The sequence below is a fragment of the Streptomyces bluensis genome, assembly GCF_014650715.1.
In the GTDB taxonomy this organism is placed as follows: Bacteria; Actinomycetota; Actinomycetes; order Streptomycetales; family Streptomycetaceae; genus Streptomyces; species Streptomyces bluensis.
Genome location: NZ_BMVM01000031.1, coordinates 22994 through 37050, shown reverse-complemented (window position 1 = coordinate 37050; position 14057 = coordinate 22994). Strand labels below are relative to the sequence as shown.

At 68.9% G+C, this 14057-nt stretch carries 7 protein-coding genes and 1 pseudogene; 6 read left to right on the top strand and 2 right to left on the bottom strand.

All coding sequences use genetic code 11. The features are described from left to right. Positions 1–253 precede the first annotated feature (253 nt). Entirely contained in the window at positions 254–814 is a 561-nt protein-coding gene (locus tag IE262_RS37785; protein ID WP_189880089.1) for a dihydrofolate reductase family protein, read from the bottom strand. Between the two features lie 279 nt (positions 815–1093). Between IE262_RS37785 and IE262_RS37780 the strand changes: the two genes are divergently transcribed. Then, complete coding sequence (locus tag IE262_RS37780) at positions 1094–2167, top strand: lytic polysaccharide monooxygenase auxiliary activity family 9 protein (protein ID WP_189880087.1); 1074 nt, start codon at positions 1094–1096, stop codon at positions 2165–2167. Positions 2168–2374: 207 nt separating this feature from the next. Next, positions 2375–4792 (top strand): annotated as a pseudogene (locus IE262_RS37775) (GH92 family glycosyl hydrolase); the annotation flags it as partial. 25 nt (positions 4793–4817) lie between these two features. On the opposite strand, the gene IE262_RS37770 reads toward IE262_RS37775, so the two are convergent. Beyond that, the gene (locus IE262_RS37770; RefSeq protein ID WP_189880085.1) at positions 4818–8615 is read right to left on the bottom strand and encodes a GH92 family glycosyl hydrolase; all 3798 of its coding nucleotides are present in this window, start codon (positions 8613–8615) and stop codon (positions 4818–4820) included. Positions 8616–9170: 555 nt separating this feature from the next. Between IE262_RS37770 and ngcE the strand changes: the two genes are divergently transcribed. The 4 genes from ngcE to IE262_RS37750 all read left to right on the top strand — a co-directional run bounded on the left by ngcE (position 9171) and on the right by IE262_RS37750 (position 13961). Continuing rightward, positions 9171–10622, top strand: coding sequence for an N-acetylglucosamine/diacetylchitobiose ABC transporter substrate-binding protein (gene ngcE, locus IE262_RS37765; protein WP_134028894.1), 1452 nt, complete (start codon positions 9171–9173; stop codon positions 10620–10622). 82 nt (positions 10623–10704) lie between these two features. Next, positions 10705–11631, top strand: a complete 927-nt coding sequence (locus tag IE262_RS37760; RefSeq protein WP_189880083.1) for a carbohydrate ABC transporter permease — start codon at positions 10705–10707, stop codon at positions 11629–11631. Positions 11632–11634: 3 nt separating this feature from the next. Next, complete coding sequence (locus IE262_RS37755; protein WP_134028890.1) at positions 11635–12558, top strand: carbohydrate ABC transporter permease; 924 nt, start codon at positions 11635–11637, stop codon at positions 12556–12558. A 203-nt stretch (positions 12559–12761) separates the two neighbouring features. After that, positions 12762–13961, top strand: a complete 1200-nt coding sequence (locus tag IE262_RS37750; protein WP_134029078.1) for an ROK family transcriptional regulator — start codon at positions 12762–12764, stop codon at positions 13959–13961. Positions 13962–14057: the final 96 nt, after the last annotated feature.

Below are 14057 nucleotides of genomic sequence, written 5' to 3'. Positions count from 1 at the left end.
GGTGCCGGCGGGTAGGGATTCCCCTGAACTCAGGCGGCGACGGCGTGGGCGCACGATCCGACGAGACCGGACCGCGCCGCCCATGAGCGGCAGGGCACCCACACACAGAATCGCATACCTGGACGAACACGCCCATACGGTCCGTCGTACGAGGGGGTAGGGGGTAGGGAGCAGGGGGCAGGCAGCGCAGGCGGCCCCTCGTGGTGACTGCGTGCCCTGCGCCCCGGCACGGCGTGCCGGGGCGCAGGGCCGCTCATGCCGCGGCGCGGTACCGCAGGTGCACGGTCCCGCCGCCGAACCGGTGTACGTCGCGCAGCTCCAGGCCGAGCCGGACACCACTGGGGAGGGCCTGTTTTCCACCGCCGACGACGACCGGGACGACGAAGAGGCGGACCTCGTCGACGAGGCCGGCCCGGAACGCGTGCGCGGCCAGCCCGGAGCCGCTCACCACGAGGTCGTGCGGTGCCGCCGCCTTCATCCGCCGCACCCGCTCGGGGTCGAAGTCCCGCTCGATGCGCGTCCTCGCCGTGCTCACCCGCTCCAGCGTCCTGGAGTACACGACCTTGTCCGCCGCCTGCCAGAGCTGTGCGAAGTCCCGCATGAGAGCCGACTGCGCGGCGAGGGCCGGGTCGGTCTCCCAGCCGGTCATCATCTCGTACATCCGGCGCCCGTAGAGATACGTCCCCAGTGACTTCTCCTGGTCGTTGATGTAGGCGTGCACCTCGTCGTCGGGCACCGCCCAGTCGAATCTGCCGCTCTCGTCCTCGATGAAGCCGTCGAGTGAGGTGATCGCCGTGTAGACCAACTCGGCCATGAGGGGCTCCTCCGTCTGCGTCGACAGTCGACGCGCCCCCCTCACGCTAGCGACGGGCACTGACACACCGTGCGTCAGGCGTTTACAACGGGACGACTGGGCGCTAGCTTCCGGAACAGGTGTGGTGGGAGCGCTCCCATATGCGGTGGACCGGAACCCACCCCTGGGGGCCGCTCCCACCTCCCGCACGCAGAGGCGCCGCTCGCACCCGACGCCCCTGCGCGCACCCGACGCACACGCGCACGTTCCTCATGGCTGTACACCGAAGGAGCGTTTGTCATGCACGCGATAACCCTACGATCGATGCTTCCCCAACGCCACAGAGCTCTCCTCATGGTCCTGCTCGCCCTCGTCACCACCATCCCGGCACTCGGCCTGGTCATGACGGCCGGCAGCGGCAAGGCGGAGGCCCACGGCACCCCCATGAAACCGGGCAGCCGCACCTTCCTGTGCTGGCAGGACGGGCTGACCGACACCGGTGAGATCAAACCGGTGAACCCGGCCTGCAAGGCGGCCCAGCAGGTCAGCGGCACCACGCCGTTCTACAACTGGTTCTCCGTGCTCCGCTCGGACGGCGCCGGCCGCACCCGCGGCTTCGTCCCCGACGGCGAACTGTGCAGCGGCGGCAACCCCAACTTCACCGGGTTCAACACACCCAGCAAGGACTGGCCGCTGACCCACCTCACCTCGGGCGCGACCGTCGACTTCTCGTACAACGCGTGGGCGGCGCACCCCGGTTGGTTCTACGTCTACATCACCAAGGACGGCTTCGACCCGACGAAGACGCTCACCTGGAACGACATGGAGGAGCAGCCGTTCCTGACCGTCGACCACCCGCCGCTGAACGGCAGCCCGGGCACGGTCGAGGCCAACTACTCCTGGCGCGGCAAGCTCCCGGACAACAAGTCGGGCCGCCACATCGTCTACGTGGTCTGGCAGCGCTCTGACAGCCAGGAGACGTTCTACTCCTGCTCGGACGTCGTCTTCGACGGCGGCAACGGCGAGGTGACCGGCATCAAGGAGCCGGGCAACCCCACCGACCCCGTACCGGGCCAGTGCTCGGCGACCCGCCGCACGACGGGCTCCTGGAACGGCGGCTACCAGTCCGAGGTGACCGTCAAGAACACCGGTGACGTGCCGATGCTGGGCTGGATGGTCGACTGGACGCTGCCGAGCGGGCAGTCGGTCAGAAGCCTCTGGAGCGGCAACGCCACCTACAGCGGGCAGAACGTGATGGTCCACAACGTCGACTTCAACGGGTCGCTGGACCCGGGCGAGAGCACGACGTTCGGGTACGTGGTGGACGGCTCGGGAGGTGATGCGGCCACGACTCTGGCCTGCCGGGTGGGTTGACGCCAGGGCGTGGGGCGGGCCGGGTGGGCGGCGGTGGCCGCTCGTCCGGCCCGCGCGCCGGGCCGGTCTGCTCCGCGGGGGTGAGACCGTGTGCGCGCCTCCGGCACCGTACGGCCTTTTCCGTGGTACCGGTGGCGCACGTCACTGTCCCCCGCGGTGTGTGCCACCTGTGGTGCGCGACCCGTCCGAAGGAGGAGGGGCCGCGTCATGCGTTTCCGTCCCATGTTCCTGCTGCTGGCCGCAGTTCTGACGCTCGGGGGCACCACCCCGGACCGGCAGGACGGCTCCCCGGAACCCGTCCGGGACCCCACCGTGTACGTCGATCCCCTCATCGGCACCAGCAACCGTGGCAATGTCTTCCCGGGCGCCGTCGTCCCGCACGGCATGCTCTCCTGGAGCCCGGAGAACACCCGCGGCGACGCCACCCGCGCGGCCGCACCCGGCGGCTACCGGTACGACGCCACCCGCATCCGGGGCTTCAGCCTCACGCACATGTCCGGCACGGGCTGCGCGGGCGGCAGCGGCGACATCCCGTTCTTCCCGCACGCGGGCGAGGTCACCTCCTCCCCGGCCGGCGACACCAAGGACGCGGTGTACGCGTCCGGCTTCACGCACGCCGACGAGACGGCCGAGCCCGGCCACTACAAGGTGGAGCTGGCCTCCGGAGTGACCGCCGACCTCACGGCGACCGCCCGCACGGGCTCAGGACGCTTCACGTACCCCGCCGGCAGGCCCGCCACGATGCTGATCCGCACGGCCAACTCACAGGTGGGGTCCGCCGTGTCGGACGTACGGATCGACCCGGCGACCCGCACGGTCTCCGGCTCGGTCACCTCCGGCAACTTCTGCGGCTACCTCTCCCCGGAAGGCCGGCGCGCCTACTACACGCTGCACTTCACGGCCCGCTTCGACCGCGCCTTCAAGACGGTCGGCACCTGGCAGGACGCCACCCTCACCCCCGGGTCCACCTCGGCGAGCGGTGGCACCGGCGGGTTCTCGGAGGGCGGCCGTCCCGTGGCGGGCAAGGGCGCGGGCGGCTATGTGGAGTTCGAGCCGGGTTCCGGACCCGTGAACGTCAAGGTCGGCATCTCGTACGTCAGCCGGGCGGGCGCCGAGGCGAACCTCAGGGCCGAGAACCCGCACGGCCGGTCCTTCGACGCCGTACGGGCGGCCGCGCGCCGTGCCTGGCGGGACCGCCTGGACGCGATCCGGGTCGGCGGCGGCACGGAAGCGGACCGCACGACCTTCTACACGGCGCTCTACCACTCCCTCCTCCACCCCAACGTCATCAGTGACGCCGACGGAAGGTACCGGGGTAGCGACGACCGCGTGCACCAGGTCGCCAGGGGACGCGGTGCCCAGTACGGCACGTTCTCCGGCTGGGACGTCTACCGCTCCCAGGTCCAGCTGCTGACCCTCCTCGACCCGCGTACCGGCTCCGACGTCGCCCAGTCGCTCCTCGAACTCGCCCGCCAGAACGGGGGCGTGTGGGACCGCTGGCTGCACGGCGCGGCGGGCACCCATGTCATGAACGGCGACCCCTCACCCATCGCCCTCGCGGGCATCCGGGCCTTCGGCGGCACGGACTTCGACCTGCGGGGCGCGCTGGACTCACTGGTGCGGGCGGCCACGGTGCCCACCGAACGGGACCTCTCACCGGCGGGCAGGCCGGTCCTCTCGGCGGGGCAACGCCCCTCGCTGGACAAGTACCTGGCGAAGCACTACATGCCGTCAGTGTCGAACGCCTGGGGCGGTGCCGCCGAGACACTGGAGATGTCGGGCGCCGACTTCGCGATCTCCCAGCTGGCACGCGCGGCAGGGCAGAGCACCACGGCAGCCGCCTTCGCCGACCGCTCCCAGTGGTGGCGCAACAACTTCAACCGCGCGGCCACGCCGGCGGGTGGCTACATCGCCAACCGCACAGCGGACGGCAGCTGGGTCACGGGCTTCACCCCCGCCACCCGCAACGGCTTCGTGGAGGGCACGTCGGCCCAGTACACCTGGATGGTGCAGCACAACCCGGCCGGTCTGTTCGCGGCGATGGGCGGCCGGGACAAGGCGGTCGCCCGCCTGGACGCCTTCTTCCACAAGGACGACGGCAGCTGGGCGCTCACGGACAGCGGCGGTGAGAAGTCCGAACTGGACAACGAGCCGTCGATCAACGTCCCCTACCTCTACGCGTACGCGGGCGCCCCGTACAAGACGCAGGAGACGGTCCGCGCGGCGATGCGCGAGCTGTGGTCCACCCGGCCGGGCGGCATCCCCGGCAACGACGACCTGGGCACGATGTCGTCCTGGTACGTCTTCTCGGCCCTCGGCATGTATCCCCAGGTGCCGTCACGCGCCGAACTGGTCCTGTCCTCCCCGCTGTTCCCGTACGTGCACATCGAGCGCCCGCACGGCAACGACATCGAGATCCACGCGACGGGGGCGGCGGCCGCCGCCCCGTACGTCCAGTCGCTGAAGGTCGACGGCCGTCCGGCCGACCGCCCCTGGCTCCCGTCGTCGTTCGTCCGTGACGGCGGGCGGCTGGAGTACACCCTGGACGCCACCCCGGACCGCACCTGGGGCAGCGATCCCGCCGACGCCCCGCCCTCCTTCCGCGAGGGCGAACAGCCGTGGCGGAAGGAGGGCGGGCGGTCGGGGCGCGTCAGGCCAGCAACTCCACCTCAGCCAGCGTCGACTCACCGGTGAGGACCAGGCGGTACTGGGTGTAGGTGCCCGGGGTGGTCACCGAGAACGCCCGGGTCTGCCGGTCCCAGGTGAAGGACTGGCCGGAGCGTTCGTCGAGCGTCTTCCAGGTGGTGCCGTCCGTGGAGCCCTGGAGACTCCAGCCCCTCGGGGCCTTGGCGCGGTCCGAGGACGAGGTCAGGGTGTACTGGACCGCCTTCACCCCTCCCTCGACCGGCAGGTCCACGGAGGTCACGGCCGCTTCCGTCGCCGACGTGTTGTCGAACAGCGCCCCCTCGCCCTTCGTCGCGTCGGAGCGCGGTGACGGCACCGCGTCGTCCTTCGTGATGGAGACGGGCGCCGCGTCCTTGCCCGTACCCCACGAGGACGGCTTCGGGCCCATGTCGAACTCCAGGGTCCCGCCCTTCGCGATCAGCTCGTGCGGAAGTGAGGTCTTCTTCCACGCCTTGCCGCCCACCTTGAGGCCCTGGACGTAGACGTTCTTCGCGCTGTTCTTCGGGGCCTTCACCACCAGGTCCCTGCCGTTCTCCAGGTGGACCGTGGCCTTGGTGAACAGCGGGGAGCCGATGGCGTACTCGCCGCTGCCCATCACCAGCGGGTAGAAGCCGAGCGCGGAGAAGAGGTACCAGGCCGACTGCTCGCCGTTGTCCTCGTCGCCGTGGTAGCCCTGGCCGATCTCGCTGCCGGTGTAGAGACGGGAGAGGACCTCGCGGACGTTCTTCTGTGTCTTCCAGGGCCGGCCCGCCGCGTCGTACATGTAGATCGCGTGGTGGGCCACCTGGTTGGAGTGCCCGTACATGCCCATCCGGACGTCCCGCGCCTCCGTCATCTCGTGGATGACCCCGGGGTAGGAGCCGATGAACTCCGGTGACGCCGTCTCCTCAGTGGCGAAGTACGCGTCGAGCTTCTCGGCCAGGCCCTTCCGGCCACCGTAGAGGTTGGCCAGGCCCCGGCTGTCCTGGGGAGCCGTGAAGGCGTAGCCCCAGCCGTTGGTCTCCGTGTAGTCGTAGCCCCACACGCGCGGGTCGTACTTCGACGACTCGACGCGCCAGTCACCCTTCGCGTTCCTGCCCTGGAAGAAGCCCGCCTGGTCGTCGAACAGGTTCACGTAGTCCCGCGCGCGGTTGAGGAAGTACGCGGACTCCTCCTTGTAGCGCTTCTCGCCCGTCTTCTTGTAGAGGGCCTCACCCATGCGTGCGATGCCGTAGTCGTTGAGGTAGCCCTCCAGCGCCCACGACAGGCCCTCGTGCGTCTCGGTGCTCGTGTAGCCGAGGAAGGGGGACGTGGTCATCCCCTTGCGGCCCACACCCGAGGACGGCGGGACGACCGTCGCGTTCTTCACGGCCGCGTCGTAGGCCGCCTTCGCGTCGAAGCCGACCCCCTTCACATACGCGTCCGCGAACGCCACGTCCGACGAGGTGCCCGTCATCAGGTCCGCGTAGCCGGGGGAGGACCAGCGGGAGGTCCAGCCGCCGTCCTTGTACTGCTGCACGAAGCCGTCGACCATCTCCCCCGCCTGAGAGGGCGTGAGGAACGAGTACGCCGGCCAGGTCGTGCGGTACGTGTCCCAGAAGCCGTTGTTGACGTACACCTTGCCGTCCACGATCTTCGCGCCCGTGTGCGTCGGCGTGTCCGGGCCGGGCATGGGCGAGAACGGGGACGCGTACTTGTACGTCCCGCCCACCTTCTCGAAGCCCGAGTTGGGGTACAGGTACAGCCGGTACAGGCTGGAGTACAGCGTCGTCAGCTGGTCCGGCGTGGCGCCCTCCACCTCGACCTTGCCGAGGATCTTGTCCCACTGGCGCTGTGCGCGCGTCTTCACCGTCTCGAAGGACGTGCCGTCCGGGATCTCCTGGCGCAGGTTGTCCTTCGCCTGGTCGACGCTGATGAGCGAGGTGGCCAGGCGCAGGGTGACCGTGCGGTCGGCGCCCGGGTCGAAGCGGAGGTAGCCCTTGACCCCGGACGAGGTCCCCTCCGTCACCGGTGCGTCGAAGACCCCGTACACGAAGAGGCGGGTGGCGCCCGCCGACAGCCCGGACTTCACGTCCGAGTAGCCGGTGACGATCCCGTTCTCCTTGTCGAGGGTCAGGCCGGCCTGGTCGGTGACGTTGTCGAAGAGCACGCCGGCGTCGTCGCCGGGGTAGGTGAAGCGCAGCGCCGCCGCGTGGTCGGTGGGTGCCATCTCGGCCTTGAGGCCGTTCTCGAAGCGGACGCCGTAGTAGTACGGCCGCGCCGTCTCGTTCTCGTGCCGGAAGGCCAGCGCCCGTGCCGTCCGGCCGGTGTCCGGGGTGCCCGACGCCGCCGACGGCATCACCTGGAAGGTCTGCCGGTCACCCATCCAGGGGCTCGGCTCATGGCTGGCGCTGAACGCCTGGATGGTGGGCAGGTTGTCCGCGTTGTTCGCGCGTGCGTAGTCGTACAGCCAGTTCAGGGTGCCCGCGTTGGTGACCGGTGTCCAGAAGTTGAAGCCGTGGGGCACGGCCGTGGCGGGGAAGGTGTTGCCGCGGGAGAAGCCGCCGCTGGAGTTCGTGCCGCGGGTCGTCACCGCGTAGTCCGACAGATGGGCCTTCGGCTTCTCGGGAGCGGCGGCGCGCAGGGCCACGTCGTCGAGCCAGCCGCGGAACTTCGCCGGGCCCTTCGGCGAGTCGTACGCCACCAGTATCCGGTCCACCGTCCTGCCGGCCGCGACCGAGCCGATCGACGAGCGGACGTTGTTCCACTGGTTGACGTACAGCACCTTCGCCTCGCCCTGCCCGCGCGGTGTGAGCGCGAAGCCGTGCTGGTCGGTGGCGCGCAGATCACTCAGGTAGGTGCCGTCCGTGAAGGCGAGGTCCACCGACACGTTCGTGGCGTCGTAGTCGCGGTCGCCGTTCGCCATGGACGGGAAGATCCGGTACGCCAGCTCGGTGTCGCGGCCGACGGCCACGTTCACGTCGAAGACCTTGTTGTACGAGTACGCCCGGCCGTCCGCCGTGTGCCGGCCCGCGTACCGCAGCGCCCACTTGCCGGTGAAGCCCGCGCCCGCCTTCGCGGTGGGGGAGCCGCCGGGGCCGCGGTCGACCAGCGAGAGCATGTCCTGAGGGACGGGATCGGCGGTGCCGCCCTTGGAGAACTGGACGTCGGCGAGCTGGGTGGCGTCCGAGGCGCCGTTGTTCCCGGTGATCTCCAGCCGGAAGTGCCGGTACTCGGCCGGGGTGCCGTCGATGTCGTACGTCTTCGTCTGGAACGGCTCGGAGAAGGACTCGCCCGACCGGCTGTCGAGGGTCTTCCAGTCCTCGCCGTCCGTCGAGCCCTGGAGCACCCAGTCCTTCGGGTCCCGTTCGGCGTGGTCGTTGGCCGATGTCAGCGCGTAGGTCACGACCTTCACCGGGGCGTCGAAGTCGAACTCCACCCAGCCGGTGGGGGCGAAGGTCAGCCATTTGGTGGTGGGTTCGCCGTCGACGAGGTTCTCCTTCACCTCGCCCGCGCCCGCGAACTCACCGCTCGCCCGGACGTCCGTGACATGGTCGGTCACATTGCCCGGGATGCCGCTGCTGTAGCCGCCGTCGACGCCGGAGGCCCTCTTGGTGCCGTCCGGCGCGGCATCGACCGTATTCAGCCAGTCCGGTGACGGGTCATCCGGTTCGAACGACGAGTGGAACTCTCGGTCCGCGGCCGCCGCCGTCACCGGCAGTGCCACGGTCACCCCTTGCGAGGCCGCCACGAGAGCGAAGGCGGCGGCGCCGAGCACCGCCGTGGAACCCCATCTGTGCCGCATGCGCGCGCACCCTCCCTGCGCCTGACCGGAATCGATCAGAAATGGACAACGTTGTCAACTTCGCTGCGCAAGGCACCAGTAGGGGTTCAGGTGGTGGCTGATGTCAAGGGTGTCGGGTGTGGCATCCGGGCGTTGTGTGGCTGGTTTCGCGCCGCAGAAGTCACGCCGAACCGGGGCGAAGTAGTGTGGATCTTCGCTTGGGAAGCGCACAGTCGTGACATATTTCCGCGAGGTCTCAACTCGGAAAAGACCACAGGCCAACCTTGCGTTCGATCTTGCTCCGCCGACGGGAAGTGGACTATACCTGTCGGCGTCCGCCTAGGTCCTGTCGTCACACTCCCGTCGTTCGCCCGAAGGGCGGGCCGCGCGGCGTCAGGGCCTAGGCGTGGACAGGCACGACCCGGGGGGAATTACGGGTGGCCGCGGACGTGTCACACGCGCCGACTGCCGTCTCGCCCCTGTTGAATCCTCACGCACGACCCCAGCACGAACCGACCGCGGTGCCGGGAGGATCCGGTTCACCGCCTGAGTCCTGGAGAAGGCGAGGACTTGAGCATGGGATCCACTACCGACGGGAGCAACGGCCCCGAGGGTGTCGGCCGCCGTGATCTGATCAAGCGTTCCGCTGCGCTGGGCCTGATCTCCGTCCCCACGATGGGCGTCCTGTCCGCGTGTGCCAGCAGCGGTGGCGGCGGCGAGGAGAAGGCCGAGGCGGGCGAGAAGACCGCGAAGAACCCGCTCGGCGTCAACGACGCCACCCAGATGGAGTTCGTTCTGTTCGACGGCGGCTTCGGCAAGGAGTACGGCCAGGACGCCGTGAAGCTCTACGAGAAGAGCTTCCCCAAGGCGAAGGTCAAGTTCTCCGCCACCCAGAAGATCCAGTCCACGCTGCAGCCGCGGTTCAACCAGGGCACCCCGCCCGACCTCATCGACAACTCCGGCGCCGAGCAGATGGACATGGGCGTCCTCGTCGGCAAGAAGCAGCTCGCCGACCTCACCCCGCTGCTGGACGCCCCGTCGTACGACAACCCGGACAAGAAGGTCCGCGACACCCTGCGCCCCGGCATCGTGGAGATGGGCCAGTTCGACGGCGACCCGGTCTGGATCATGTACTACGCCTACACGGTGTACGGCGTCTGGTACTCGCAGAAGGCCCTGGACTCGCTCGACGAGCAGTACCCCGAGACCTGGGACCAGATGCTCGCGGTCTGCGAGAAGGCCAAGAAGAAGGGGATGGCGGGCTGGACGTACGCGGGCAAGTACCCGTACTACATCCCCTTCTCGCTCTACCCGATGATCGCCAAGGTCGGCGGGCGAGAGGTCCTCGACGCCATCGACAACCTGGAGCCGAACGCCTGGAAGCACCCGGCGGTCAAGGCCTCCTTCGAGGCCTACTACGAGCTCTACAAGAAGGGCTACGTCCTCAGGGGCACCCCGGGCCTGGACCACATCCAGTCGCAGACCGCATGGGCCCAGGGCAAGGCCCTGTTCCTCCCGAACGGCTCCTGGGTGGAGAACGAGTCGGCGAACGTCATCCCGAAGGACTTCGGCCTCGCCGTGTCGGCGCCCACCGGCCTCGACTCCTCCGACAAGATGCCGTTCGGCACCATCTGGGCCTCCGGCGCCGAGCCCTTCGTCGTCCCGGCCAAGGCGAAGAACCCGGCCGGCGGTATGGAGCAGCTGCGCATCATGCTCAGTGAGGCCTCGTCAAGGAACTTCACCTCCAAGGTGAAGTCGCTGAGCGCCTACAACGGCGGCACCACCGGTATCACCCTCACCCCTGGCCTGGAGTCGGGCCAGGCGGCGCTGGAGAAGGCCGGGGACAACGTGGTGAACCCGCGCATCCAGGACTGGTATGTGAAGCTTCAGAAGGAGCAGATCGGTGTGGCCGGTCTCGGCGAGATGATGGCCGGCCGCATGACCCCGGCCGAGGCCATCAAGAAGATCCAGGGCTTCGCCGACGCGGCCGCCAAGGACACGTCGATCAAGCACTACAAGCACCAGTGAGGATCCGTCACCAGGGTGTGCCCGGCGTGCGTGCGCCGGGCACACCCCGACGGCATCCGCGCGCAGATCGGGGTCGGTGGTAATGCAGCACGGCAAGTACCGGTTCGTCGTGGGGTTCCTCGCGGTGCCCCTGGGGTTGTACGCGCTCTTCGTCGTCTGGCCGTTCATCCAGTCCATCTACTACTCGTTCACGGACTGGACCGGTCTGAGTCCCGAGTTCAAGATGGTCGGTTTCGACAACTACTCCAGGATGCTCGACGACGACATCTTCTGGAAGTCGTTGCAGCACAGCCTGCTGTTCGCGCTGCTGCTGCCGGTGGTGACGATCGGCCTGGCGCTGTTCTTCGCCTTCATGATCAATGTCGGCGGACGGCGGAGAAAGGGCGGACCGGTGATCTCCGGGGTCCGCGGCTCCGGGTTCTACAAGATCGTCTACTTCTTCCCGCAGGTACTCTCGATCGCGATCGTCGCCCTGCTGTTCCAGTTCGCGTACAACCCGGACAGCGGAGCGATCAACTCCTTGCTGCGCGGGATCGGGCTGGACAGTGTCCAGCCGCTGTGGCTCGGTGACCCGAACCTGGCGCTGTGGTGCGTGATGGCGGTGCTGGTGTGGTCCACGGTCGGCTTCTTCGTGGTCCTCTTCTCGGCCGGTATGGCCTCCATCCCCGCCGACCTGTACGAGGCCGCGCTGCTGGACGGGGCCAACCGCATCACCACGTTCTTCCGGATCACCCTGCCGCTGCTGTGGGACACCGTGCAGTCCGGCTGGGTCTACATGGGCATCCTCGCCCTCGGCGCCGAGTCGTTCGCGGTCGTGGGCATCATGACGACCGGGCCCGGCGGGCCCGACTACTCGACCACCGTCATGGTCCTCTACGTGTACCAGAAGGCGTTCCGTGACGGTCAGGCCGCCTACGCCACCACCATCGGCGTCGCCCTGCTCGTCGTCACGCTGGCCTTCGCCGCCGCCGTGATGCGGCTGGGCCGGCGCGAGCGGCTGGAGTACTGACACATGAAGACGACCGAGACCTCCGCCCCCGTACCCGCCGAGTCCGGTGCCCCCGTCGCCAAGGTGGGCGCCCCGCTCGGAGCGCCCCCGAAGGAGAAGAAGGAGGGCGCCGTCCTCAACGTCTTCTCCCACGGGATGCTCGTCCTCTGGGCGTTCATGGTCGTCATGCCGCTGCTGTGGGCGGTGATGACGTCCTTCAAGGACGACAAGTCGATCTTCAGTTCGCCCTGGTCACTGCCGGACAAGCTGCACTTCGACAACTGGTCGCGGGCCTGGACCCAGGCCAACATGAGCGACTACTTCCTCAACACCGTTCTGGTGGTGGGCGGTTCGCTCATCGGCACGCTGGTGCTCGGCTCGATGGCGGCCTATGTGCTGGCCCGCTTCGACTTCCCGGGCAACCGCTTCATCTACTACCTGTTCATCGGCGGCATGAGCTTCCCGATCATGCTGGCGCTGGTCCCGCTGTTCTACGTGGTGAACAACATGGGCCTGCTGAACACCATCCACGGGCTGATCCTCGTCTACATCGCCTACTCGCTGCCCTTCACGGTGTTCTTCCTGACCGCGTTCTTCCGCACCCTGCCGACCTCGGTGGCGGAGGCGGCGTTCGTGGACGGGGCCTCGCACTCGCGTACGTTCTTCCAGATCATGCTGCCGATGGCCAAGCCCGGCCTGATCAGCGTCGGCATCTTCAACTTCCTGGGGCAGTGGAACCAGTACATGCTGCCGACGGTGCTCAACACCGACGAGGACAAGCACGTCCTCACCCAGGGCCTGGTCCAGCTGGCCGTCAGCCAGGGCTACAAGGGCGACTGGTCGGGCCTCTTCGCCGGACTGGTGATGGCGATGCTGCCGGTACTCGCCGCGTACATCCTCTTCCAGAGGCAGGTGGTGCAGGGGCTCACGGCGGGTGCGCTGAAGTAGGAGAGCCCGGCGCACGGCGGCCCGGCGCGTTCACGGATGTCACGCCGCTCCCGGTCTTCCGGGGGCGGCGTCCCCCGCATCTGCGAAGACCCGGATCCGGGTCAACCTCTTGACGGAACATGCCCCGAACAGCTCGACTTAGAGTTCACTTGTTGGACATGGACGGGGCCTCGCTGAAGCGGTCCCGCGCGCAGGAGGTCGTCGTGGAGACTCCGGGGTCGCAGTCGTCGCTGCACCGAGCCAATCTGGAGCGGGTCGTACGCGCCGTGCGGCTGGCCGGATCCCTCACCCAGGCGGAGATCGCGCGGACGACGGGCCTGTCGGCGGCGACCGTCTCCAACATCGTGCGGGAGCTCAAGGAGGGTGGAACGGTCGAGGTCACGCCCACCTCGGCGGGTGGCCGACGGGCCCGGGCCGTCAGTCTGAGCGGTGACGCCGGCATTGTCATAGGCGTGGACTTCGGGCACACGCATCTGCGCGTCGCCATCGGAAACCTCGCCCACCAGGTGCTGGCCGAGGAGTCCGAGCCGCTCGACGTGGACGCCTCCGCGGCGCAGGGCCTGGACCGGGCCGAGCAGCTGGTGAACCGGCTGATCGCGGCCACCGGAGTGGACCGCGCCAAGATCGCGGGCGTCGGCGTCGGCGTGCCCGGCCCGATCGACGTGGAGTCCGGCACCCTCGGCTCCACCGCCATCCTGCCCGGCTGGACCGGGACCCGGCCCGCCGAGGAGCTGCGGGCGCGGCTCGGCGTCCCCGTGCACGTGGACAACGACGCCAACCTCGGCGCCCTCGGGGAACTGGTCTGGGGGAGCGGCCGCGGGGTCAAGGACCTCGCGTACATCAAGGTCGCGAGCGGTGTCGGTGCCGGTCTGGTGATCGCCGGGAAGATCTACCGCGGACCGGGCGGCACGGCGGGGGAGATCGGGCACATCACGCTGGACGAGTCCGGCCCCGTCTGCCGCTGCGGCAACCGGGGGTGCCTGGAGACCTTCGCGGCCGCGCGCTACGTCCTGCCGCTGCTGACCTCCAGCCATGGCACCGGCCTGACCATGGAAGGCGTGGTCAGGCTGGCGCGGGACGGAGATCCGGGATGCCGGAGGGTGATCGCCGACGTCGGCCGTCACATCGGCAGCGGAGTCGCCAGCCTCTGCAATCTGCTCAACCCGAGCCGGGTGGTCCTCGGCGGCGATCTCGCCGAGGCCGGGGAACTGGTCCTCGGACCCATCAGGGAGTCCGTCGGCCGGTACGCGATCCCCAGCGCGGCACGGCAGCTCTCGGTGCTGCCGGGGGCCCTCGGCGGTCGTGCGGAGGTCCTCGGAGCCCTCGCGCTGGCCCTCAGCGAGATGGGGGATTCCACCCTTTTGGACGGCACGCTGACCGCCGCCACGCCCGCCTTCACTTAGAGGACGGATGACACCGTTGCCAACCCGTTAAGGATTTACTTCTTGACGTCGCACGTGTGGCCGAGTTGACTTCCAGCCACCTCGGCCGCAGTGTCG

Excerpts from the sequence above, each read along its gene's own strand:
- IE262_RS37755 (WP_134028890.1), top strand. The coding sequence starts at position 11,635 with ATGAAGACGACCGAGACCTCCGCCCCCGTACCCGCCGAGTCCGGTGCC.
- IE262_RS37770 (WP_189880085.1), bottom strand. The coding sequence starts at position 8,615 with ATGCGGCACAGATGGGGTTCCACGGCGGTGCTCGGCGCCGCCGCCTTC.
- IE262_RS37780 (WP_189880087.1), top strand. The coding sequence starts at position 1,094 with ATGCACGCGATAACCCTACGATCGATGCTTCCCCAACGCCACAGAGCT.
- IE262_RS37785 (WP_189880089.1), bottom strand. The coding sequence starts at position 814 with ATGGCCGAGTTGGTCTACACGGCGATCACCTCACTCGACGGCTTCATC.
- ngcE (WP_134028894.1), top strand. The coding sequence starts at position 9,171 with ATGGGATCCACTACCGACGGGAGCAACGGCCCCGAGGGTGTCGGCCGC.
- IE262_RS37760 (WP_189880083.1), top strand. The coding sequence starts at position 10,705 with ATGCAGCACGGCAAGTACCGGTTCGTCGTGGGGTTCCTCGCGGTGCCC.